Origin of the sequence: Nonomuraea sp. NPDC050310, from assembly GCF_040655795.1 — a bacterium.
Classification (GTDB): Bacteria; Actinomycetota; Actinomycetes; order Streptosporangiales; family Streptosporangiaceae; genus Nonomuraea.
Genome location: NZ_JBFAKP010000008.1, coordinates 120,245 through 140,872, shown reverse-complemented (window position 1 = coordinate 140,872; position 20,628 = coordinate 120,245). Strand labels below are relative to the sequence as shown.

Annotated in this window: 22 protein-coding genes; 11 read left to right on the top strand and 11 right to left on the bottom strand. The window is 71.9% G+C overall.

Annotated elements, in window-relative coordinates; genetic code table 11:
* Positions 1-8: 8 nt before the first annotated feature.
* Both AB0I67_RS21075 and AB0I67_RS21070 read left to right on the top strand, forming a co-directional pair.
* Positions 9-626, top strand: a complete 618-nt coding sequence (locus tag AB0I67_RS21075) for a DUF6461 domain-containing protein (protein WP_357925976.1) — start codon at positions 9-11, stop codon at positions 624-626.
* A gap of 105 nt (positions 627-731) precedes the next feature.
* Positions 732-1,409, top strand: coding sequence for a hypothetical protein (locus tag AB0I67_RS21070; RefSeq protein WP_357925973.1), 678 nt, complete (start codon positions 732-734; stop codon positions 1,407-1,409).
* 39 nt (positions 1,410-1,448) lie between these two features.
* Here the strand turns inward: AB0I67_RS21070 and AB0I67_RS21065 are convergent, their stop codons facing one another.
* Positions 1,449-1,817, bottom strand: a complete 369-nt coding sequence (locus AB0I67_RS21065; RefSeq protein ID WP_357925971.1) for a helix-turn-helix domain-containing protein — start codon at positions 1,815-1,817, stop codon at positions 1,449-1,451.
* A gap of 79 nt (positions 1,818-1,896) precedes the next feature.
* On the opposite strand from AB0I67_RS21065, the gene AB0I67_RS21060 reads away from it, so the two are divergent.
* Positions 1,897-2,307 (top strand): Rid family hydrolase, encoded by a 411-nt coding sequence (locus tag AB0I67_RS21060; RefSeq protein WP_357925968.1) that lies wholly within the window; start codon positions 1,897-1,899, stop codon positions 2,305-2,307.
* Between the two features lie 493 nt (positions 2,308-2,800).
* On the opposite strand, the gene AB0I67_RS21055 is transcribed toward AB0I67_RS21060, so the two are convergent.
* The 4 genes from AB0I67_RS21055 to AB0I67_RS21040 form a co-directional block, all read right to left on the bottom strand.
* Positions 2,801-3,670: an aldo/keto reductase gene (locus tag AB0I67_RS21055; RefSeq protein ID WP_357925964.1), complete on the bottom strand. Its 870-nt coding sequence runs from the start codon at positions 3,668-3,670 to the stop codon at positions 2,801-2,803.
* Positions 3,622-3,972: a hypothetical protein gene (locus tag AB0I67_RS21050; RefSeq protein WP_357925961.1), complete on the bottom strand. Its 351-nt coding sequence runs from the start codon at positions 3,970-3,972 to the stop codon at positions 3,622-3,624. Before AB0I67_RS21050 ends, AB0I67_RS21055 begins: the two co-directional genes overlap by 49 nt.
* A gap of 191 nt (positions 3,973-4,163) precedes the next feature.
* On the bottom strand, positions 4,164-4,316 hold the full coding sequence (locus AB0I67_RS21045; protein ID WP_357926353.1) for a zinc-binding dehydrogenase: 153 nt from the start codon (positions 4,314-4,316) through the stop codon (positions 4,164-4,166).
* Between the two features lie 718 nt (positions 4,317-5,034).
* Positions 5,035-5,694 carry a TetR/AcrR family transcriptional regulator gene (locus tag AB0I67_RS21040; protein ID WP_357925958.1) on the bottom strand — a complete coding sequence of 220 codons (660 nt, stop codon included), beginning with the start codon at positions 5,692-5,694 and terminating at the stop codon, positions 5,035-5,037.
* Between the two features lie 123 nt (positions 5,695-5,817).
* Here AB0I67_RS21040 and AB0I67_RS21035 point away from each other — a divergent pair, with 123 nt between their 5' ends.
* From AB0I67_RS21035 to AB0I67_RS21015, 5 genes are read left to right on the top strand one after another with little or no spacing between them, the layout of a single operon-like run.
* Positions 5,818-6,951, top strand: coding sequence for a serine hydrolase domain-containing protein (locus AB0I67_RS21035; RefSeq protein WP_357925955.1), 1,134 nt, complete (start codon positions 5,818-5,820; stop codon positions 6,949-6,951).
* Positions 6,948-8,690: an ABC transporter ATP-binding protein gene (locus tag AB0I67_RS21030; protein ID WP_357925952.1), complete on the top strand. Its 1,743-nt coding sequence runs from the start codon at positions 6,948-6,950 to the stop codon at positions 8,688-8,690. The genes AB0I67_RS21035 and AB0I67_RS21030 overlap by 4 nt, the downstream gene beginning before the upstream one ends.
* The gene (locus AB0I67_RS21025; protein ID WP_357925949.1) at positions 8,687-10,402 is read left to right on the top strand and encodes an ABC transporter ATP-binding protein; all 1,716 of its coding nucleotides are present in this window, start codon (positions 8,687-8,689) and stop codon (positions 10,400-10,402) included. The genes AB0I67_RS21030 and AB0I67_RS21025 overlap by 4 nt, the downstream gene beginning before the upstream one ends.
* Positions 10,403-10,420: 18 nt before the next feature.
* Positions 10,421-11,263, top strand: a complete 843-nt coding sequence (locus AB0I67_RS21020) for a helix-turn-helix transcriptional regulator (RefSeq protein WP_357925947.1) — start codon at positions 10,421-10,423, stop codon at positions 11,261-11,263.
* A gap of 55 nt (positions 11,264-11,318) precedes the next feature.
* Positions 11,319-12,197 (top strand): sterol desaturase family protein, encoded by an 879-nt coding sequence (locus tag AB0I67_RS21015; RefSeq protein WP_357925944.1) that lies wholly within the window; start codon positions 11,319-11,321, stop codon positions 12,195-12,197.
* A gap of 18 nt (positions 12,198-12,215) precedes the next feature.
* Here the strand turns inward: AB0I67_RS21015 and AB0I67_RS21010 are convergent, their stop codons facing one another.
* The 3 genes from AB0I67_RS21010 to AB0I67_RS21000 form a co-directional block, all read right to left on the bottom strand.
* Positions 12,216-12,443, bottom strand: coding sequence for a hypothetical protein (locus AB0I67_RS21010; protein ID WP_357925941.1), 228 nt, complete (start codon positions 12,441-12,443; stop codon positions 12,216-12,218).
* A gap of 79 nt (positions 12,444-12,522) precedes the next feature.
* Positions 12,523-13,353 carry an ATP-binding protein gene (locus tag AB0I67_RS21005; RefSeq protein ID WP_357925939.1) on the bottom strand — a complete coding sequence of 277 codons (831 nt, stop codon included), beginning with the start codon at positions 13,351-13,353 and terminating at the stop codon, positions 12,523-12,525.
* Positions 13,343-14,206, bottom strand: coding sequence for an MEDS domain-containing protein (locus tag AB0I67_RS21000; RefSeq protein ID WP_357925936.1), 864 nt, complete (start codon positions 14,204-14,206; stop codon positions 13,343-13,345). Before AB0I67_RS21000 ends, AB0I67_RS21005 begins: the two co-directional genes overlap by 11 nt.
* A gap of 326 nt (positions 14,207-14,532) precedes the next feature.
* Between AB0I67_RS21000 and AB0I67_RS20995 the strand changes: the two genes are divergently transcribed.
* The gene (locus AB0I67_RS20995; RefSeq protein ID WP_357925933.1) at positions 14,533-15,360 is read left to right on the top strand and encodes a hypothetical protein; all 828 of its coding nucleotides are present in this window, start codon (positions 14,533-14,535) and stop codon (positions 15,358-15,360) included.
* Positions 15,361-15,372: 12 nt separating this feature from the next.
* Here the strand turns inward: AB0I67_RS20995 and AB0I67_RS20990 are convergent, their stop codons facing one another.
* The 3 genes from AB0I67_RS20990 to AB0I67_RS20980 form a co-directional block, all read right to left on the bottom strand.
* Positions 15,373-17,109, bottom strand: a complete 1,737-nt coding sequence (locus AB0I67_RS20990) for a hypothetical protein (RefSeq protein ID WP_357925932.1) — start codon at positions 17,107-17,109, stop codon at positions 15,373-15,375.
* Between the two features lie 74 nt (positions 17,110-17,183).
* A complete protein-coding gene (locus AB0I67_RS20985) occupies positions 17,184-17,801 on the bottom strand; it encodes a pentapeptide repeat-containing protein (RefSeq protein ID WP_357925929.1) in 618 nt (205 codons plus the stop codon).
* An 18-nt stretch (positions 17,802-17,819) separates the two neighbouring features.
* Complete coding sequence (locus AB0I67_RS20980) at positions 17,820-18,722, bottom strand: hydroxymethylglutaryl-CoA lyase (protein ID WP_357925927.1); 903 nt, start codon at positions 18,720-18,722, stop codon at positions 17,820-17,822.
* A gap of 66 nt (positions 18,723-18,788) precedes the next feature.
* On the opposite strand from AB0I67_RS20980, the gene AB0I67_RS20975 reads away from it, so the two are divergent.
* Both AB0I67_RS20975 and AB0I67_RS20970 read left to right on the top strand, forming a co-directional pair.
* Positions 18,789-19,421 carry a GntR family transcriptional regulator gene (locus tag AB0I67_RS20975; protein WP_357925925.1) on the top strand — a complete coding sequence of 211 codons (633 nt, stop codon included), beginning with the start codon at positions 18,789-18,791 and terminating at the stop codon, positions 19,419-19,421.
* On the top strand, positions 19,418-20,614 hold the full coding sequence (locus AB0I67_RS20970; protein WP_357925923.1) for a CoA transferase: 1,197 nt from the start codon (positions 19,418-19,420) through the stop codon (positions 20,612-20,614). The genes AB0I67_RS20975 and AB0I67_RS20970 overlap by 4 nt, the downstream gene beginning before the upstream one ends.
* Positions 20,615-20,628 lie beyond the last annotated feature (14 nt).

Below are 20,628 nucleotides of genomic sequence, written 5' to 3'. Positions count from 1 at the left end.
AGGCGGCCATGCAGTCACCGACCTACCTGCACGACCTTCTGGTCTCGACCCTCTTCACCGAGGAGCTGGACGCCGAGATGGATCTGTGGGCGCTGGGCTTCAGCGCCATGTGGATCAAGGGTGCGGACCTCGACGCCCTCGCCCGTGACTTCCACTTCGACCTCGCCACCCGGACGCCGTGTCACCTGAGCGAGATCCTCGATCACGCCATCGACGACGGATCCCGCTGGGTGGCCGAGGTCAACGGCTGGATCGGCGTCATCCCGGGACACGGCGACGGTGAGTCCCTGCGCGCCCTCACCGAAGGCGGCCGCCAGGCCGTCGGCCTCCACATGGACATCACCTTCAACGCCTACTTCGACTACGCCCGCGACGGCCGGACCGTCGTCTCCTTCGACCCTCTCTGGCCCGAGAGCTGGAGGCTGTCCGGCGACGACCCGCACGCGCTCGATCACCTGATGGCGGGACTGCGCTTCCAGCTCAACGAGGGCGACGGCCTCGACGATCGCGTGGAGGATCCGGAGAGCATCAGCTCGGCCCTGGCGCTGATCGGGCGCATCACGGAAACCGACCTCGCCACCGACTGGTTCCTCGCCCAGCACTCCCGCTTCAGACCTGCCTCTTGACCGTTACGCGACCCGGCCGGGCAGCGGCGATCGCGCGGCTCACCTTTCGCCGGGGTGTCTCGTCGGTTGGATGAGAACCGGAAGCCAAGAGAGGAGACGGCCGAGATGACCGCCAGAGACGACACCCACCCGGAACCGGCGTTCGGCCCGCCTACCAGCTCGGGATACCTCTACCTGGGCCTGTCGGTCGATCCGCCCGCGCTGCCGCGGGCCGGGCGCAGCGCCGAGCGGGAGGGGGTGGTCGAGCGGTGCCGCGTTCTGGCGCAGCAGCTCTCCGCGCGGCCGGACGTGGTCCGGGCGCGGGTCTTCGAGGCGGTGCTGATCCCGCCGCTGAAGGGCATGCCGCGCTTCGACGTGACGATGCTGGTGGAGACCACCTCGCCGGACACCGTCGAAGCGGTCCGCGCCTCGACGCCGTTCGCCGAGATCGGGGCGAGCCTGGTGGTCCCGGCGGTCAACCCGGTCACGCTGGGCGACACCGAGCACCCGTCGACCGGGTTCTACCTGTTCAACCACTTCCTCGCCCCGTCCGGCGACGCCGCGGTCGCCGGGTGGAAGTCGGTCGCCGGGTGGTACACCGACGTGATCGGCGTCGACAACTCGCTCCCGCTGCGACCGGTGGGTGAGGCGCCGTTCGCGCTGATCAACTACGCCCGCATCCCGGGCGGGCCGCTGCCGTTCCTGCTGGGCCAGCTCACTCGTCCCAGCTTCCATGGCTTCGTGCGGCCACGGCTCAGGCGGCACGGCATGACCGCGCTTCCGCTCCTGACCCGGCCGAGGTGAGCCGGGAGGTCCCTCCCTTGACCGCCTGCCGATCGAGGCTCAGCTCTGGTCGTCTCGGGCGTCGAAGGCTTCGCGGGCTCGTTCGACGGCCGGCATGTGCTCGGAGGCCCATGCCAGCAGGACGTCGACGGGTGGCCGCAAGGTCTTGCCCAGAGGCGTGATCCGGTACCTGACCGCGACCGGGCGCGTGGAGATGACCTCGCGTTCGACCACCCCGTTGCGCTCGAGGCGGCGCAGGGTCGCGGTCAGCGACTTCTGGGTGACCGCGGGAAGGGCCCGTCGCAGCTCGTTGAAGCGGCAGGGGCGTTCACACAGTTCGTTGAGCACGCCGAGGGACCACTTGTCCAGCACCTGATCGAGGAGTTCGCGGTGCGGGGCGTCGATCCGCAGTTCGCCGTCGGTATCCATGGTGAAACCTGGTCTCGTTGAAGTGTCCTTGGCCTACTAGGTAGCTTACAGATACCTACTTCGACGAGGAGAAACACCCATGAGCGTCAAGCACTTCACCCCCGCCGGCCTGCCGCAGCCCACCCCCTACCACCACGTGGCCATCGGCACCGGCACGACGCAGGTGCACGTCAGCGGGCAGGTCGCCCGCCTGGCCGACGGGACCCCGGTCGCACCCGGCGACCTCGCCGGCCAGGTCGCGCAGGCCCTGCGGAACACCGCCCTCGGCCTGACCGGCGCGGGCGCCTCGTTCGCCGACGTCCTGCGCCTGACCTTCTACGTCACCCGGTGGAGCCCGGAGAAGATCAGCGACCTCATGGCCGGTGTCGAGGCCGTCGCCGACGAGATCGGCCTCCAGCTCCCCATGCCGCCGGCCTCCCTCATCGGCGTCGACTACCTCTTCGAGCCGGACGTGCTGGTGGAGGTCGAGGCAACGGCCCTGCTCGACTGACCCGCTCGCGCTCGGGGGGTGCGCCTCCGGCGCCGGTAGTGCCAGGTGGCCACGCCGAGGACCAGGAAGTCGGCGTACCACAGCAGGCCCCGGGCGGCCTGTGGATGCGCGTGCTTGGCGGCGAAGGTCGCAGCCGCCGATGGACGAGAGCGAGCGGACCGGCCGCCGCGACCGAGAGAGCACGCCGAACCCTCATTAGCCGACGGCCGCGCTGCCCGTCTGCCCGGGAGCATCGCCGGCAGGCCTATCCTGACCACAGGTGCGGCAAGCCGTACACCACGGCACCCGCACTGGCCACGCAAGCCGCCCACCGGACCGGGCGCGGCGGCGCCCAACGTGCCCACGGACGGCGGGTCGGTCACCTGGGGTCCGGTGACCTTGTGCCTCCGACCGGCGACTGGAAGATCCAGGCGAGTCCGGTATCGACGGCGCAGCGGCCAGGGCGGTCAGTCGGCCAGGAGCCGGCCCTTCCAGCTCAGCAGTGGCCTGGAGGTCACAGGAGGGCGAGTTCGTCCTGGGTGAGACGGAGATCGGCGGCGGCCAGGTTTTCCAGGAGATGGGCCGGGTTCCCTGTGCCGGGGATGGCCAGGACGTTGGGGCCCTGGTGAAGGGTCCAAGCCAGGCGGATCTGGGCGGGTGAGACGCCGCGGGCCGCGGCCAGCTTGGTCACTGCGTCGTTCTGCTCGGTGCCCGGGCCCTGTTCGCGGCCCGCGCCCGCCATGGCGAAGAAGGGGACGAAGGCGATTCCGCGCTCTCCGCAGGCGCGGACGAACTCGCGTTGTCGCTCGGGAGCGTCTACGCCGAAGGAGTTCTGCACGCAGACCACGGGGGCGATGGCTTCGGCTTCGGCGAGCTGCGCAGGGCTGACCTGGGAGACGCCCAGTTCCCTGATCAGGCCTTCCTGCCGCAGGTCGGCCAGGGCGCCGAAGAGCTCCGAGATGGAGTCGCGGGTGTTGGCGGCGCGCAGGTTGACCAGGTCGAGGTGGTCGGTGCCGAGCTGGCGGATGTTCTCCTCGACCTGGCCGCGCAGTTGCTCGGGGGTGGCCCACCACCAGTCCCCCGCCGGGTCGCGGCCGGGGCCGACTTTGGTGGCGATGACCAGATCGTCTGGGTACGGCGCGAGCGCGCGGTTGATGAGCTCGTTGGCGGAGCGGAGCGGGGAGAAGTAGAAGGCGGCGGTGTCGATGTGGTTGACGCCATGGTCGACGGCCAGGCGGAGGACGTCGAGGGCGGGCTGACGAGGTCGTACCTGCCCCAGGTCGAAGGCGGCTGTGCCGGTGAGGCGCATGGCGCCGAAGCCCATCCGGTTGACGGTCAGTTGGCCGAGCTGCCAGGTGCCGGAGGCGGAGGCGAGAGGAGGCATGTCCGAATGATCACATAATAACCGTGATGCGACGGTGTGCGAGGAACGCCGCACCCGAGGATGAGCACCACTGCTGCCGCCGCCGTCACCGCGGCCGTCAGGCCGTGCGCCCCTTCTTGGGGCCCCTTGTTCTTGAGGACGGCCAGCATGTCGCTCAGCGGGGCGAAGGTGGTGGTGGAGGACGACGCCTGCGGTGATGGCGCGGGCGGGAAGGCGTTCACGGGAACGAGGGTTCCGTAGCACGCCGCGGAGGCGAAGGGCTGGAGCAGGAATCGGGTGCCGATGAGGATGATGCCGAGCATCTCCCGACATAGGTGAACGAAGGGTTCGAAGACCCCCTCCAAGCACTCCAGCGCCACGACCGCTTCGGAGTCCTTGCCGTCGACCGAGGGCCAGCCCGCGCCCGTCCCTGCTCCAGCTCACCCGCACCTCGCGAGACGGCGTCGGGACTCACCCCGGCCGTCCCCGCGTGAGTCGAAGAAGGAGGGTGCCGTCAAGGGATGAGCAACAGCTTTCCGCTGGTACGGCGAGCCGCCAGGTCCTCGTGCGCCTGCCGTGCCTCCGACAGCCGATAGCGACGGGAGACATCGATCGTCAGCTCGCCCCGAGCCAGCCACTCGAACAGCTCGCGAGCCCGCCACTCCAGCTCCTCGCGGGTCTCGACGTGGTGGTCCAGATTCGGCCTGGTCAGGAAGAGCGAGCCGTTCCGGTTGAGCTCCTGGACCTCGATCGGCGGGACCGGACCGCTGGCCGCGCCGCCGCGGCCAGGTCGGTGCCCAGCCCACGTCGTCCGGCACCTTCACCAAGCGGTCCGCCGGGATCACCGCCTTCTCGGCATAGGACCCCAACCAGGTCGCCCACGCCACCCGGTCGCCCACCGCGAGCCCGGCGACTCCCGCACCCAGCGCCAGCACCCGCCCCGCACCCTCCGAGCCGATCGGCGAGGGCAGATCCAAGAGGGGCGGAGCCGTCCCACATTCGTCACATACGAACGAGCTCGATAAGTGCCCGGTTCTTGGGGCACTCGCATGATCCAGGTGGCGACTCGACGTATTCGAAGATAGCCCTACTGCGGGCGATGACGGAGCCGGTGGCGTCCCACAAGGTGACGCGCGCGCCCGTCCCGGCCCACCGTTTGAGGCCCTCGAGCGAAGCCGTCGAGGGACTGAAGTAGGCGCGATTCGGCGGGCTCGAGGATCAGCACCTCGTTGGTGTTTGCGCATGGTCCGCAGAGCGGGCCTCTGGGGGCGCACGCGGCCAGGAGCACGCACGCCACCAACCCGGGGAGAAGCTGCGCCACAGGCTGCACCTGAAGATCGTAGATGACGGGATCGCGCCGAGCACGGGTCCTCAAGGCCCGCCGGCTAGCGCGTGCCTGCCAAAGCCTCGACGTGGGCGAGCTGGACGGCGAGGATCTCCTCGAACGCCGCCTCTCGGTCCCCTCCGAGGGGGCGGATGTCGCGGGCGAAGTGGGCCAGGGCTGGGAAGCGTTCGGGGTCGGCGCCCAGGACGGCGACGCGGAACTGCTCCATCCCCTGCTCGTGCTCCTCGGGCGGAACGGTGGCGAACCCGGCCTCGGAGGCGACCAGCGCGGCGATGAGCACCGCGATCCGGTGGTAGCACAAGGGGATCTGCTCCTCGGGCAGCCCGGAAGCGCGAAGCGCCTGCAGCGTCTCGTCGACGATGAGCCGGGAGCCGGTCCCGCCCGAGGCGTAGCGCGCCCAGACCGCGGCGAGCTGGGGGTGCTGGCCGAAGGCCTCTCGCACCTGCCGGGCCATGGTCAGGATGCGCTGCTTCCAGTCGCCCTCGGGGCGGTAGCCGTCCATGGCGGACAGCAGGATCCGGTCGGCGACCGCCCGCAGCAGCTCGGTCTTGTTGCGGAAGTGCCGGTACAGGCTGGAGGAGTCGGTCCCGAGCACCGCGGCGAGCTTGCGCACGCTGAACGACTCGGTGTCGCTCGTACGCAGCATCTCCGCCGCCGCGTCCAGGATCTCCTCGGTCGACCAGCGCCTTCGGCCCGCCATCGTGCTCCTCTCGACGGTCCCAGCCTAGCCCATGCACTTGGTGTTGCACGCAGTGCGTGCATAATGAGGACATGAGCCCGCCACCCCGCGTGCTCGTCCTGGGACTACGAAAGGACACCTGTCGTGACCAACCCCTTGGACATCGAGAAGCTCGACGCCGCCCTGGAGAACATCCACCGCGCCGGGATGCCGGGCGTGTTCGCCGAGGTGCGGGACGGCGACCAGGTCTGGCGCGGCGCCGCCGGGGTCGCCGACCTCGCCACCGGCCGCCCGATCACCCCCGGCCTGCGGCACCGGGTCGGCAGCGTCACCAAGACCTTCACCGCCGCCGCGGTCCTGCGCCAGGTCGAGAGCGGTCAGATCGGGCTGGACGCGCCGATCGGCCGCTATCTCCCGAAGCTGGTCCCCGGGGATCGAGGCGACGCGATCACCGTCCGGATGCTGATCAACCACACCAGCGGCCTGGCCGAGTACCTCCCCTACGTCTACTCCTCCTTCAAGACGTTCCCCGACCTCGCCGGCACCGGGCCGGAGAGCATGGACGAGCACCGGTTCACCCGGTTCGACCCCGTCGAGCTGATCGAGATCGGGGTCGCCGCCCCTGCCGCCGGCGCCCCGGGCGGCATGCCGGGGCTGTACTCCAACACCAACTACCTGCTCCTCGCCCAACTGCTGGAGCAGGTGACCGGGACGACCGCCGAGCAGTACATCGCCCAGGACGTGATCGAACGCGCCGGGCTGCGTGACACCGGGTTCCCCGACGGGCCGCAGGTCGACGGGCCGCACGCGCGGATCTACGAGTCGTGGTTCGGCATGATCGATCCCCCGCGCGACTTCAGCGTCTTCGACATGTCCTACGCGGGGCCGTCGGCTTCACTGATCTCGACGGTCGCCGATCTCAACCGGTTCTACGCCCTGCTGTTCGCCGGTGAGATCGTCAGCCCGGCGACGCTGGCGCAGATGCGGCGCACCGTCCGTGTCATCTCCCAGGAGAGCAAGATCATCGACTATGGGCTGGGCCTGTACCCGATGGAGACGCCCGGCGGCACCTTCTGGGGACACGGCGGCACCGTCTGGGGCGGCGGCACCCTGGCCATGGTCAGCGCCGACGGCCGGCGGCAGATGGCCGTCGCGGTGACCATGCAGCGGTGGAACCGGCTCGACCCTTCGGGCCGGCCGCAGCCCCATCCCATCGACGACGCGCTCGCGGCCCTGTACGGCCTGGCGGCGGGCACCGCCCCGGCAGGGGAACGATGACCACGACCGACGACACCGGCGGGCGATCCGTGGCCGAGCTGCTGCGCCCCCACCGGTGGAGCTTCGCGGCCGTCGTCCTCCTGCAGGTGGCCGGCGCCGTCGCGGGTCTGGCGCCGCTGCTGGCGGTCGTCGAGCTGGGGCGCCGCCTGCTGGCGCCCGGCCCGATCGATCACGATCAGGTCTGGCTCGTCGTGATCGCCGGTGCGGCCGGCCTGCTCGTCCGGCTGCTGTGCACCGCCGCGTCCACTGCGATCGGGCACCTGCTCGACGGCCACGTGCAACTGGCCCTGCGCCGGCTGCTGGCCGCGCGGCTGGGGCGGGTGCCGATCGGCTGGCTGTCCCGGCGCCGGACCGGCGAGCTGACCAAGGTCGTCGGCGACGACGTCAGCGCCGTGCACCCGTTCATCGCGCACGCGCCCGGCGAGCTCGTCGCCGCGTTCGTGGTGCCGCTCGTCTCGCTGGTCTACCTTCTCACCGTCGACCGGCGGCTGGCGCTGATCACGCTGATCCCGGTGGCGCTGGCCCTCGCGCACGTCCCGCTGATGATGACCCCGGCCCGGCTGCGCGAGGAGAAGCAGTTCGACGCGGCCATGGGGCGGATCGCCAGTGCCGTCGTCGAGTTCGTCCAGGGCGTCTCGGTGGTCAAGGCGTTCGGCGGCGCCGGCCGTACCCACCGCAGGTTCCGCACGGCCACCGACGACTTCGTCGGCATCTACCACCGCTTCGTGCGCGGCCTCTCCTTGGTCGCCGCCGGGATGCAGGTGGTGTTGTCGCCGCCGTTCGTGCTGCTGGTCGTGCTGATCGGCGGGACGGCCCTGATCATGACCGGCGGTCTGGCCCCGGCCGACCTGCTGCCCTTCCTGCTGCTGGGCCTGGGCCTGACCGCTCCGGTGGCGGCGCTCATCGCGCACAGCTTCGACGATCTGCAGAACGCCCGCCGGGCGCTCGGCCGGATCCGGGACGTCCTCGACGTGCGGCCGCTTCCCGAGCCCACCCGCCCCGTCACCCCGCGCGGTCACCGGGTGGAGCTGCGCGGCGTCCGCTTCGGCTACGACGAGGATCATGAGGTGCTGCGCGGCATCGACCTCACGCTCGAACCTGGTACGGTCACCGCGATCGTCGGGCCCTCGGGCAGCGGCAAGTCCACGCTGGTCCAGTTGCTGCCGCGCTTCTTCGACCCGAGCCACGGGTCCGTCACCCTGGGCGGTGCCGACCTGCGCGAGATCGGCGGTGACACGCTCCACCGGCTGGTGTCCTTCGTCTTCCAGGACGTGCGCCTGCTGCGCGCCTCGGTCACGGAGAACATCGCGCTTGCCGTACCGCATGCCGACGTGGAAGACGTGGTTCGCGCCGCCCGGATGGCGCACATCCACGACCGGATCCTCGAACTGCCGCGCGGCTACGACACGGTGCTCGGCGAGGAGAGCGGCCTGTCGGGCGGTGAGGCGCAGCGGATCGCGCTCGCCCGTGCCCTGCTCGCGGCCACCCCGGTGCTGGTGCTGGACGAGGCGACCGCGTTCGCCGACCCGCACACCGAGCAGGCGGTACGGCAGGCGCTGGCGACGCTGGGAGGCGATCGCACGATCCTGGTCATCGCCCACCGCCTGGAGACGGTCGCCGGCGCCGACACCGCCGTGCTGCTGGAGAACGGGTCGATCGTCGCGCGGGGCAGACCTGCCGACCTCCTGGCCGGCGACCGCAGGTTCGCCGCCTTCTGGCAATCCAAGGAGTACCGATGATTCGCCTGTTGCTGCGCGTCCTGGGCCAGGAGTACGGCCGGCCGGTGCGCCGCACCGTGGCCTTGATGACGCTGACCGCGGTCGTCGAGGGTCTGTCCTACGCCCTGCTGGTCCCCGTGCTGCGCGGCCTGTTCGGCGGCGACCCCGGGGAGGCCGCCCCCTGGCTGGTCGCCTTCGGCGGCGCGGTCGCGGCCTACGCGGTGCTGCGCTACGTCAGCGACCTGTTCGGCTTCCGTGCGGGGACGACCCTGCTGGGCGGCATGTACCACCGCCTCGGGGAGCATCTGGCCCGGCTGCCCCTCGGGTGGTACGGCGCCAGCCGGGTCGGCGAGGTGTCGGTCCTGGCCGGCCAGGGCGTGCTGGAGACGATGGGCGTGCTCGCGCACCTGCTGTCGCCCTACCTCGGCGCGGTCGTCACGCCCCTGACGATCGTCGGCGTGATGGCCGCCTACGACTGGCACCTGGGTCTGGCCGCGCTGATCGCCGTACCGCTCGTGGCGGCGATCCAGGTCTGGACCGGCCGGGCGCTGGCCGCCGGCGACGCCGAGCGCCACCGGCGTGACACCGAGGCGACCGGGCGGGTCATCGAATACCTCCAGGCCCAGCCGGTGTTGCGCGCCGGCGGCCGGAGCGGCCGGCACTTCACCTCGCTCGACGACTCGCTGCGGGAACTGCGGCGCGCGGCCCGCCGTACCGTGGTGTCGGTGGTGCCCGGCATGATCGGCCTGACGCTGGTGGTGCAGGCGGTGTTCACCGGGTTGCTGGTGCTGGGCACTTTCCTCGCGCTCGGCGGGAGCGTCGGCGTCGCGGAGGTGCTGACGATCCTGGTGCTGGCCGCGCGCTGCGCCGATCCGCTGCTCTCGCTGGCCGACCTCGGCGGCAAGCTCCGCAGCGCGCGCTCCGGGCTGGCCAGGCTCGACGAGCTCCTGCGCACCGAGCCGCTACCGGAGGCGCCGCAGCCGCTCCAGCCGGCCGGCCACGGCCTGGAGCTGGAGTCCGTCACCTTCCGGCAGGGCGACCGTACGGTGATCGACAAGGTGTCGCTGTCGGTGCCCGAGGGGCAGCGACTCGCCGTCGTCGGGCCGTCGGGAGCGGGCAAGAGCACGCTGCTGCAACTGCTCGCGCGCTTCCACGACGTGGACTCCGGCGCGGTGCGCCTCGGCGGCGTGGACGTGCGCGACGTCGGCAGCGAGGCCCTGATGGCGCGGTTCGCCGTCGTCTTCCAGGACGTCTACCTCTTCGACGGGACCATCGAGGAGAACGTACGGCTCGGCCGCCCCGGCGCTTCCGACGCCGAGGTACGAGCGGCGGCGAGCGCGGCGCGGCTGGACGAGGTGATCGAACGCCTGCCGGGCGGCTGGGCGGCGAACGTCGGCGAGGGCGGCGCGCGGCTGTCCGGGGGCGAGCGCCAGCGGGTCTCGATCGCCCGGGCGCTGCTCAAGGACGCGCCCGTCGTGCTGCTGGACGAGGTGACCTCCGCCCTGGACCCGGTGAACGAGGCCGCCGTCCACGAAGGCATCGAACGCCTGATGGCCGGGCGGACGGTCGTGATGGTCGCGCACCGCATCCGGACCGTCCGGCGCGCCGACCGTATCGCCTTCCTGGACGGCGGCCGGGTCGTGGAGGAAGGCGGCCACGACGAGCTGCTGAGCCGGGGCGGGCGCTACGCCGCCTTCTGGGAGATGTCCCAGTCCGGCCTGCCCGCTCGGTGAGCCGGGGGTGCGAGCCTGTTGGATGAGCGTGTGATTCCCACGCCCGCACCCCCCGGATGGCAGGGGACGACCACGCTGCGGCCGGGCTGGCTGGCCTTCAGCGGCGAGGTCGGCGTCACCGGACCGCACGCGCACGCCGCGCTGCAGGTCCTCGTCGTGACCGCCGGGACGGTGGACGTGACCGACGCCCACCGCACCTGCCTCCGGGTGCGGGCGGCGATCATCCCGCCGCGTGCCCGGCACGCCGTGCGCGGGGGTCCCGGCGCCCGCGCCGAGATGCTGTACCTCGACCCGGCCGGCAGCGCGGGCCGTCACCTGCTCACCGCCGTCACCTGGCCGCGCCACGACCGGGTCGCCGACTGGGTGGCCGCGGCCGACACCCTCCTGCCAGCCGTAGAGGAGACCGCGGGCGCCCCCGGCAGGCCCGGCCCGGACGTGACCGCAGGCGACCCCGGCAGGCCCGACCGGGACGTGACCGTGGGCGGCCTCCGCGATCCGGGTGCGCTCGTGCGGGGCTGGAGCGCACCGGCCCGGGGCCCGCGCCACCCGGCCCTGCTGAGGGCCCTGGCCCTGCTGCCGGACCTGCTGGCCGGGCCCGTCCGGCTCACCGACCTGGCCTCCGCCGTGCACCTGTCGGCCAGCCGCCTCGGCCACCTGTTCACCGCCGAGCTCGGCCTGCCCTACCCGGTCTACGTGCGCTGGCTCCGCCTGCGCCGCGCCATGGAACTGGCCCGCCAGGGCGCCGGCCTGACCGAGGCCGCGCACGGCGCGGGCTTCGCCGACAGCTCCCACCTGACCCGCGCCTGCCACGAGATGTTCGGCCTGGCGCCCTCCCGGCTCGTCCACGTCGTGCGGGCGTGACAGGCAGCGGATCCGTCCAAGTCCCCGCGGGCCGCCCGCCACGAGGCTGTACGGCATGCACCGCACCCTCATCCGCTACGGCTACGTCCCGTTCATGCTGCTCGGCGTCAACGGGACCGCCATCGCCCTGGCCGCCTCCGGCGCTTCCAAGCTCTGGCTGGTCGGCCTGCTGCCGGCCGCCATCGGCTGCTCCTTCCTGGCCGAACGTGCCCTGCCGTACGAGAGCGACTGGAACACCCCGGCCGGCGACGGCACCCGCGACGTCGCCCACGCCGGCGTCAACGAACTGCTGCTGCTCGTCAGCGTCGGCGTCATCCCGCTGCTGGCCACCACCGTCACGGTCGCCGACGTGTGGCCGCACGCGTGGCCTTTCGCCCTGCAGGTGCTGGCCGCCGTCGTGGTCGCCGACCTCGGGATCACCCTGACCCACTACGCCAGCCACAAGATCGGCGTGCTGTGGCGGTTCCACGCCGTCCACCACTCCATCAAGCGCTTCTACGGCTTCAACGGCCTGATGAAGCACCCGCTGCACCAGACCCTGGAGATGAGCGCCGGCGTCGCTCCGCTCATCCTCATCGGGCTCCCCGTCGACGTCGCCGGCGCGCTGGCCATCGCCGTCGCCGTCCAGCTCCTGCTACAGCACTCCAACGCCGACTACCGGGTCGGCGTCCTCAAGTACGTGCTCGCGCTGAACGAGGGCCACCGCTTCCACCACCTCAAGTGGGCCGGGGTCGGCGACGTCAACTTCGGCCTGTTCACCCTGGTCTGGGACCACCTGCTCGGCACCTTCTCCTACGACCCGGCCCGCCGCTTCACCTCCGACCAGCTCGGCATGGCCGCCAAGCCGGACTACCCGACGGCCTACCTCGCCCAGCTCGCCGAACCCTTCCGAGCCTCCGGCGCCTGCCACACCGATTCCCCGCCCCCGGCGTGACGCGGCTTTCCTGCTGGATCAGCGGAACCGCTCGTTCCGGTCGTCCCAGCGGGCCTCGTCGCGCCGAGAGGGCGGATGATATCCGTCGAACCAGGCCCACACGCCGAACCCGGCGACGACCGGCACCGCCAGGATGGGAAGGGCGATCTTCCACCCGCCAGGCACGAAGATCACCAGAATCAGGCAGACCAGCAGCGTCCCGAACAGCACCAGCAGGCCGATACCGAGCTTCTTCCACAACGACATGACCGTATTGTCCCGACTCCCGGCGCGAGGTGCCACGAGACCCGGGCGTTGACCGGCCCGGAACGCCATGAGGCGGGTCTCAGGCCGGGCCGCCTGCCTCGCCGGCGGCCGGGCGCGGCATCAGGCTCTGCGCCTGGTCGACGTTGTCACAGAAGGCGAAGGCGGTCGTGCCGAGCGCGTCGAGCCGCTCACGGAACTCCGGCGCCACCCCGGCCAGGAGCAGGAAGCCGTCCGGCGTGCCGGTGACGCGGTGCTGGACGGTGATCAACGCGGCGACGCCGGTCGCGTCCCAGTCGCCGATGCCGCTCAGATCGAGCACCAGCCGCGCCGTGCGCTCCCCGGCGAGCAGAGCCTCCACCGCCGCGCCGAGCTCGCGCGCCGCGTGCTGGTCGAGGTCGCCGCTCAGCGCCAGGACGGTGTGGCCGCCGAGCCGGCGGCGGCTCAGGCTGAACGGCAGGCGGTGGTCACGCCCGGGTAGAGGGAAGACGACCGTCACGGTCGAACCCCCCGGCCCGGTCCGCACGTCGAGGTGCGTGGCCAGGTACCGGGCGATCCACAGCCCGTGCCCGTGCTCGAAGGGCCAGGCCTCGGCCGGTCCGGCGGGCTTGGGACGGCCCGCGTCGTGCACCTCGCAGTGCAGGGCTCCGTCCGTCCGCCAGATCCGGAGCCGTCCGGAGCCGGCGCCGTGCAGCACGGCGTTGGTGGCCAGCTCGTGCATCGTGATGACCACGTCCGCCACGCGACCCTCAGGCAGCCCGGCGTGGGCGAGATGTGCTTCCAAGGTGGCCCGCATCGCGTACAGCGTGCCGCGGTCGAAGGGCTGATCGACCAGGAGCCGGCCGCCCGGCAGCGGATCGCCGGGGCCGTGCTCCCGGGCGCGCGGAACGTCGATGGGCTCGTTACCGGTCATGGACGGTCACCAGATCGAGACCCGGCACCGTAGCGGCGCCGAGGAGGACGAAACGGGCCAGGATGGCGGCTTGGCCACGGATGACGACCTTCCGGGTGGGGGCGAGGCTGCGCGCCGCGTCGAGGATCATGCGGGTGCAGGCCAGGTCGATGAAGGAGAGCTCGGCCATGTTGACGGTCACCTCACCCTCCGCGCGAATGGCCTCGGCCAGCGCCAGGGCCAGCGCGTCCTCGGCCGTCTTGTCGATCTGCCCGGCCAGGCGGATGCCCGGCGGCGCGTACTGCCGGCAGATCCGCAGCAACGGGTCGTGGTGGTAGGTCGCCGCGGCCACCGAGCGAGTGTGAAAGGCCGACACCGAGGCGAGCGTCACCGGGTCGAACCGTTCCCGATCGTACTGGCACAACACCGAGGCGGTCGTGCCGGCCAGCACGGCGGCGATCTCCCGCTCGAAGGCGGGCAACTGCTCGATGCCGCTGATCGGCCGCAGGGCCCAGCTCATGTCCAGGGCCACCCGCAAGCCCGCGCACCCGTCCCGCTCCGCCTGCTCGATCTGGCGGTGCAGCCAGCTCGTCGCCTGCTCGAGCGCGAAGGCCTGCCCGGTCAGCAACTCGTCCTGGCAGGCGCCGACGTCCATCCGGCCGGCCGGATGCATCGAGACGCCGCGCAGTTTGAGAGCGATCGTGGCGTCCTGCGGCGCCTCGCTCAGCCACACCACCCGCAGGCCCTCGGACAGGCCGTCGCGGACGTAGGCGGCGGTGAGGTCCAGCAGTTCCTCCGGTTCACCGAAGGTGAGGCAGGCGTGTTCGTTCAGTCCCAGGTCCGTGATCTGAGCATCAGCGTCCAACGTCGTCACGCCACCATTCCCACTGCCGTCCGCTTCATCGACCGCCCAAGAATAGTGATCCGGCCTTGATCGGCAAGCGGCTCCGGCGGACGCGGCCCGGCCCGCTGTCCGTACGGTTCCGCCATGCGTCCTCACCTCGGCCCCCTCTTCGCGCAGGTCCTGACCAGCCCTTCTCGGCGCGGGTGCGACGCTACCCTCAGCCCCGGCCGCCTCACCTCTCCGGGTAGGACGCCCGCCGGGCACCCGGCGTTGCCAGACCAGTAGTCTCCACCGACCGAGTGTCGGGAGGCCTCCCGCCGAATCAGCCAGGCACCCGATCGACAAAGGACCGGCACGTGCAGCAAGAACCAGAGACCTCCGAAACGAACGGCAGCACGGAAGCGGCTCACCTGGCCGCCCGCGCCCGCGACAAGCGGGTGGGTGTCCGGGTGACCGTGGCGAGCGACCCCGCCACTCCCCCGGAGATCCTTCACCCCATGACGGCAGATCCGTCCCGCGCGGTCAGGCGCGCCCTGGCCGCTCGAACCGACGCACCGGCCGAGCTGCTGCGTGAACTGGCCCGGGACCCGGACCTGAAGACGCGCCAGACGCTTGCCGAGAACCCGGCCTGCCCGCCTGACGCGCTGCTCACCCTGGTGGACGACCCTCACTGGTCGGTCCGGTGGTCGCTCCCCGACCATCCGGGCGCCGGCGTCGAGGTCCGCCGAGCCATCTGCCGATCCGCTGATGACGTGCTGCGTCGGCTGCTCGCCGAGCGCAGTGGACTGGATCGGGAGACGAGTGCGACCCTCGCCGCCGACCCTGCTCCGGCCGTCCGTGCGGGACTGGCCGCGTACACCGACGACGCGGACCTCCTCGCCGCGCTGATAGCCGCCCCCGAGCCCGAGGTTCGCGTCGGCGCGGCCCAGAACGTGCGCGCCACACCCGCGCACCTTCGCCTGCTGGCCGACGACAGGATCGCAGCCGTCCGCGCGGCCGCGGTGCAGTCGGGGCGGCTCCCTCATGACGCCATGGAGCGCCTTGCCCATGATCGATCGGTCAATATGCGATGGTGGCTGGCCACCTGGTCCACGACGCCAGCGGCCATTGCGCGGCTTCTCCTTGACGATCCTGACCCCGACGTGGCGGCGCAGGCGCAGGCGAGAGTCGGTCGGGGCGGATGACCGGTTCGCTGCTCAGGCAGCTGTGAAGATCTCGCGCAGGAGATCGGTTCGGCCTGCGGCGTGGGCGAGGAGGGCGGCGGCCTGGGCGGAGGCGGCGACCACGCGGCGCAGAGGCCAGTCGGTGGGTACGGCGGCGCCGGCGGATACGGCGTTCAGGATCACCCCTGCGTCGGGGGCGTCGTCGAGGTCGGGAAGGGGGCCGTCCCAGGTGAGCAGGGCCGTTTCGACCCAGCGGCGGGCGCGGGCGGTCGGCTCGGTGTGCGGGGCGTCGCCGGTCAGGTCGGGAAGGGTGGCGGCCATCGACCCGGCGGCGGACGGGTCCAAGGCGGCGGTGGTGGCCAAGGCGTGGAGGCGTAGGCGGGCGTCGGAGCTCAACCCGTCGAACAGGATGAGGGCGGCGTACTCGGAAGGGTGCCGCAGCAGTGCGGCGGCGAGTTCGGCGGGTGAGGAGACGTAGCCGCCCTGGCCACGGCGCGGGTTGAGCTCGGTGGCGGTGAGGTCCGCTGACAGGGTGATGATCGTCAAGAGCTGGCGCAACCGGGCGGGCAGGTCCTCCCCCAGTTGCAAAACGGTCTCCAGTGCGTGGTGCAGGGCGTTGTAAGCGTCGCTGTCCGGTTGCTCCAGGCCGAGGGCTTGTGTGACCTCCTTGAAGGTCGCCTGGGCGTCGGTGGCCTCGATGGCGGCGGTGACGGGGGCGGCCCCGGCCATGAGCAGCGCTGAGTAGGCGAGGTGGTGGAAGGGGGCGATGTCCTCGGCGAGGCCGGACACGAGGCGTTCGCCGTCGGGGGTGTCCAGCAGGTCCGGACGCTGGATGGCCAGCCAGACGGCGGCGTGGGCGAGCGCGGCGCCGGCCACTTCTTCCCCGTCGCCGTCGAGGGACATCTCGACCCGCTCGGCCTCCCTCTCGGCCAGCTCGCTGACGAGTTCGTCGTCGGTCAAGCGGGTGAGGAGCGTCCACGGGCTGGCGGCTCCCGAGAGGGAGGAGGTCAGCGTGGCCAGGGCCCGGATCCCCGGCCACAGCAGCTCGTCCGGTCCGGAAGGCGGGACGTCGGGGTTCCATCGGAGGTCGTGGTCGCGGACGAAGTCTTCGACGAGGCGGCGGCCTTGTGCGGCGGAGTCCTCGGCAGCGTGGGTGACTGCTGTCGCGCGGGCTCGGCGCAGGAGTTCCTCGGCCAGGGCCGTGTCGCCGCCTCCGGCTGTCAGGTTCGCCCGGGCCTGGGTCGTGGCCTCCAGGCGGGCGGCGCTGATCAGCAGCGGGCCCAGCGCTGCGGTCAGCTCCCGGGCCCAGGGGTGGTCGGCCGCTGCTGCGACCACGTCGTCCGCGGTGACGGCGGGGGTCGCGGCGCGCCTTCGCAGGGAGTGCGCCGCCGCGGCGAGCAGGTACTGGGCTGACAGGGCGAGGAGTTCCTCGTCCAGAAGGGAGGGCAGGGAGCGGCGGGGCCGTCCGATGCCGGCGTGGGTGGTGATCTCCAAGGCGCTGATCGTGCACGCCGGCAGGCCGGGGCTCTGAGACAGCAGATGACGGCCCAGGGCGGCCAGGGCGACTGCGGCCTGATCCAGTTCCAGGTGCTGGCCGGCGAGAACCAGCTCAACCGTCGCGCCGGCCGGGTGGCCGAGCACGCGGTGGTCACGGATGCGGATGACGCCACCGGGCGCCTCCCAGCCGGATTCGGCCGCCGCTTCGAGAGCGGCCGTCAGCTCCGCCAGCGCGGGTGCTCCCGTGAGCCTGATCGTTCCGAGGAAGGTCACGCCGGTGCTCTTCCCTTTCGTCTCTTCCGTGGAACCTGAACAGCCCCGCGCCTTTACATTGTAGATCTGTCAGTTCACCACTGCACGTCGAAGCCGAGGGCCGTGGCCACCGTCGTGGCCTGGACCGAGTCGATGATCGCACCCTTGACCGTGGTCACCTGCGGGTCGAGCGCGCTCAGGTCACTGCCGCGCAGGTCGCATCCGGACAGGTCGGCGCTGTGCAGCCAGGCCCCCGACAGGTCACAGCGCCGCACCTGGGCGCCTGCCAGACGGGCCCCGGTCAGGTCGGCTTCGCACAGCCGTACCTCCGAGAAGGTACTGCCCCGCAGGTCGGCACCGGGCAGGCCGACGTAGGACCAGTCGCCGCCCTCGGCCTTCAGCAGGCCGAAACTGCAGCCGTCGAACATGCTGCCGGTCAGCTTGCAACCGACGAAGGCGGCCTCGAAGAAGGAGCAGCGGCGGAAGGTGCAGTTGATGAAGGCGGCGTCCTCGTGCGTGGAGACGTTGAAGCGCACGTTGCTGAAGGTGCACTCCTCGAAGACCGAGCGGTGGTTGACCAGCTCGGTCATGTCCACGTCGCGGAACAGCACCCGCGTGTGACGCTCGCCGGTGACCGTACGGCCGTCCCAGTCGGCGGAGATGATCGTCGTCTCGGTGGGCGGCGCGGGGCGTCCGTGCTTGCGTTCGGCCATCAGGACAAGCTAGCGGGTTCAGGTCCCCGGGCTCACCGGCCACGTCCCGGCACGGCCGAGCTGCGCCGGGACCGCGGCGCCGAGGCGCCGTTCGATGAGAGCCGCGGCGGCGAGGGTCGCGGGCAGGTCGACGCCGGTGCGCAGGCCGGAGCGGTGCAGCAGGTAGAGCAGGTCCTCGGTGGCGATGTTGCCGGTCGCGGCGGGGGCGAAGGGGCAGCCGCCGATGCCGCCCGCGCTGGCGTCCAGAGCCGCGGCGCCCGCCTCCAGCGCGGCGAGCGCGTTGGCGTAGCCGGTGTTGCGGGTGTTGTGGAAGTGGAAGCGCAGCGGCGCGGTGGTCGCCTCGCCGACCGCGGCGGCCAGCCGGCGCACGTCGGCGGGCACGCCGACGCCGATCGTGTCGGCCAGTGCGACCTCCTGCGCGCCCGGGCACCGCCGGACGAGCTCGGCGACCCACGCCGGGCTCACCTCGCCCTCGAACGGGCAGCCGAAGCTCGCCGCCACGGTGAGCGTCACCCCGAGCCCGGCCCCGCGTGCCCGCCCGGCGATCGTGCCGAAGCCCCGGACCGCCTCGTCCACGGACATGCCCTGGTTGCGCCGCGAGAAGGTCTCGGTGGCGACCACGACCACGTTGACCTCGTCGACTCCCGCCCCCAGCGCGCGCTCCAGGCCGCGCTCGTTCAGCACCAGGCCCGCGTAGCGCACGCCGGGCACGCGCGGCACGCGCGCCATCACCTGCTCCGCGTCGGCCATGGCCGGCACCAGGCGCGGATGGACGAAGCTCACCGCCTCGATCCGCCGCAGCCCGGCGGCGACCAGCGCCTCGATGTAGGCGACCTTCGCCGCGGTGGGGACGATCACCCTCTCGTTCTGCAGACCGTCGCGCGGGCCGACCTCGACGATCTCCAAGTCGATGAATTGCATACAATCCCTTGCCCAGCCGCCGCCATTTCTCCATCATGGTGCCATTCCGATCGGAGGAATGTACACATGTCGATCGTCGACGATCTCAGGAACCTGATCCTTGACGGCCACTACACCCCCGGGGACCGGCTCGGCGAGGTCGAGCTCGCCGAGTCGCTGGGGGTCAGCCGCACCCCCGTGCGCGAGGCTCTGCGGCGCCTGCAGTCCGAGGGCCTGGTCGAGATCGTGGCCAACCGCGGCGCCCGGGTGGTGGAGTACCCGGCCGAGGATCTGGAGACCGTCTTCGAGCTGCGGGCGCGGATCGAGGGCCTGGCCGCCCGGCAGGCCGCGGCCACGGCCTCCATCGAGGAAGCGGACCGGCTGCACGAGGTCGCCGTCGCGGTGAAGGAGCACGCGGAGCGGGACGAGCTGGACCTGGTCTACCGGCTCAACGCCGAGTTCCACCAGGGTCTGGTACGGCTCGGCGGCAGCACGGTCCTCGCCCAGTCGATCAGCTCCCTGATCCATTCGCCCGTCCTGCTGCGCACCTACTCCAGCTTCGACGCCGAAGCCATGCGGCGCAGCGTCAACCACCACATCGAGGTCGCGGCGGCCGTCCGCGCCGGAGATCCGGACTGGGCCGAGGCGGTCATGCGCGCCCACCTGTTCTCCGCGCGCGCGTCGCTGCTCGGACCGAGGAAACCGAGGAAGCAGACATGAGCCCGCTCCCCCTGGACGACCTCCGCGTCGTCGAGCTCGGACAACTGCTGGCCGGGCCGTTCTGCGGCCAGTTGCTCGGCGACTTCGGCGCCGAGGTCATCAAGGTCGAGGACCCGGCCGAGGGCGACCCGATGCGGCAGTGGGGCAGGGAGAAGCCGTACGGCAAGTCCCTGTGGTGGCCGGTGGTGGCGCGCAACAAGAAGTCGGTCACCTGCGACCTGCGCACCGCCGAGGGCCAGGACCTCGTCCGGCGGCTGGTGGCCGAGTCGGACGTGCTCCTGGAGAACTTCCGGCCCGGAACGCTGGAACGCTGGGGCCTGGCGCCGGCGGACCTGCACGAGATCAACCCGCGGCTGGTGATCACGCGGGTCACCGGCTTCGGCCAGAGCGGCCCCTACGCCCCCCGGGCGGGCTACGGGTCGATCGGCGAGGCGATGGGCGGCCTGCGCCACGTCACCGGCGATCCCGACCGGCCGCCGTCGCGCACCGGCATCTCCCTGGGCGACTCGCTGGCCGCCACCCACGCCTGCGTCGGCACCCTCGTCGCCCTGCACCAGCGCGAGCGCAGCGGCCGGGGCCAGGTGGTCGACTCGGCGATCTACGAGGCCGTCCTGGCCATGATGGAGTCGCTGCTGCCCGAGTGGCAGCAGGCCTCCTACCAGCGCGAACGCACCGGTCCTGTGCTGCCCAACGTCTCGCCGAGCAACGTCTACCCCACCCAGGACGGCGAGGAGATCCTCATCGCGGCCAACCAGGACAGCGTCTTCCAGCGCCTGGCCGCCGCGATGCGGGCGCCCGAGCTCGCGAAGGACCCCCGGTACGCCACCCACAGCTCGCGCGGCGAGCACATGGCCGAGCTCGACGAGATCATCGCCGCCTGGACCGCCGGCCGGCCGGCCGAGGAACTGCTGCGCACGCTGAACGACAGCGGCGTGCCCGCCGGACGCATCTACACCGCGAAGGACATGTTCGCCGACCCGCACTTCGCCGCCCGGGAGGCCATCGTCCGGGTCCCGCACCCGGACTTCGGCGAGCTGGCCATGCAGAACGTGGTGCCCAGGCTGTCGGACACGCCGGGGCGGGTGCGCAGCGCCGGTCCCGCGCTCGGGCAGCACAACGACGAGGTCTACGGCGGCCTGCTGGGCCTCTCCGCAGCGGAACTGGCCGCCCTGAGGTCCGCCAGGGTCATCTGAAAGGACTCCCCATG

Excerpts from the sequence above, each read along its gene's own strand:
- AB0I67_RS21075 (WP_357925976.1), top strand. The coding sequence starts at position 9 with ATGCAGTCACCGACCTACCTGCACGACCTTCTGGTCTCGACCCTCTTC.
- AB0I67_RS21070 (WP_357925973.1), top strand. The coding sequence starts at position 732 with ATGACCGCCAGAGACGACACCCACCCGGAACCGGCGTTCGGCCCGCCT.
- AB0I67_RS21065 (WP_357925971.1), bottom strand. The coding sequence starts at position 1,817 with ATGGATACCGACGGCGAACTGCGGATCGACGCCCCGCACCGCGAACTC.
- AB0I67_RS21060 (WP_357925968.1), top strand. The coding sequence starts at position 1,897 with ATGAGCGTCAAGCACTTCACCCCCGCCGGCCTGCCGCAGCCCACCCCC.
- AB0I67_RS21055 (WP_357925964.1), bottom strand. The coding sequence starts at position 3,670 with ATGCCTCCTCTCGCCTCCGCCTCCGGCACCTGGCAGCTCGGCCAACTG.
- AB0I67_RS21050 (WP_357925961.1), bottom strand. The coding sequence starts at position 3,972 with ATGCTCGGCATCATCCTCATCGGCACCCGATTCCTGCTCCAGCCCTTC.
- AB0I67_RS21040 (WP_357925958.1), bottom strand. The coding sequence starts at position 5,694 with ATGGCGGGCCGAAGGCGCTGGTCGACCGAGGAGATCCTGGACGCGGCG.
- AB0I67_RS21030 (WP_357925952.1), top strand. The coding sequence starts at position 6,948 with ATGACCACGACCGACGACACCGGCGGGCGATCCGTGGCCGAGCTGCTG.
- AB0I67_RS21025 (WP_357925949.1), top strand. The coding sequence starts at position 8,687 with ATGATTCGCCTGTTGCTGCGCGTCCTGGGCCAGGAGTACGGCCGGCCG.
- AB0I67_RS21015 (WP_357925944.1), top strand. The coding sequence starts at position 11,319 with ATGCACCGCACCCTCATCCGCTACGGCTACGTCCCGTTCATGCTGCTC.
- AB0I67_RS21010 (WP_357925941.1), bottom strand. The coding sequence starts at position 12,443 with ATGTCGTTGTGGAAGAAGCTCGGTATCGGCCTGCTGGTGCTGTTCGGG.
- AB0I67_RS21005 (WP_357925939.1), bottom strand. The coding sequence starts at position 13,353 with ATGACCGGTAACGAGCCCATCGACGTTCCGCGCGCCCGGGAGCACGGC.
- AB0I67_RS20985 (WP_357925929.1), bottom strand. The coding sequence starts at position 17,801 with ATGGCCGAACGCAAGCACGGACGCCCCGCGCCGCCCACCGAGACGACG.
- AB0I67_RS20980 (WP_357925927.1), bottom strand. The coding sequence starts at position 18,722 with ATGCAATTCATCGACTTGGAGATCGTCGAGGTCGGCCCGCGCGACGGT.
- AB0I67_RS20975 (WP_357925925.1), top strand. The coding sequence starts at position 18,789 with ATGTCGATCGTCGACGATCTCAGGAACCTGATCCTTGACGGCCACTAC.
- AB0I67_RS20970 (WP_357925923.1), top strand. The coding sequence starts at position 19,418 with ATGAGCCCGCTCCCCCTGGACGACCTCCGCGTCGTCGAGCTCGGACAA.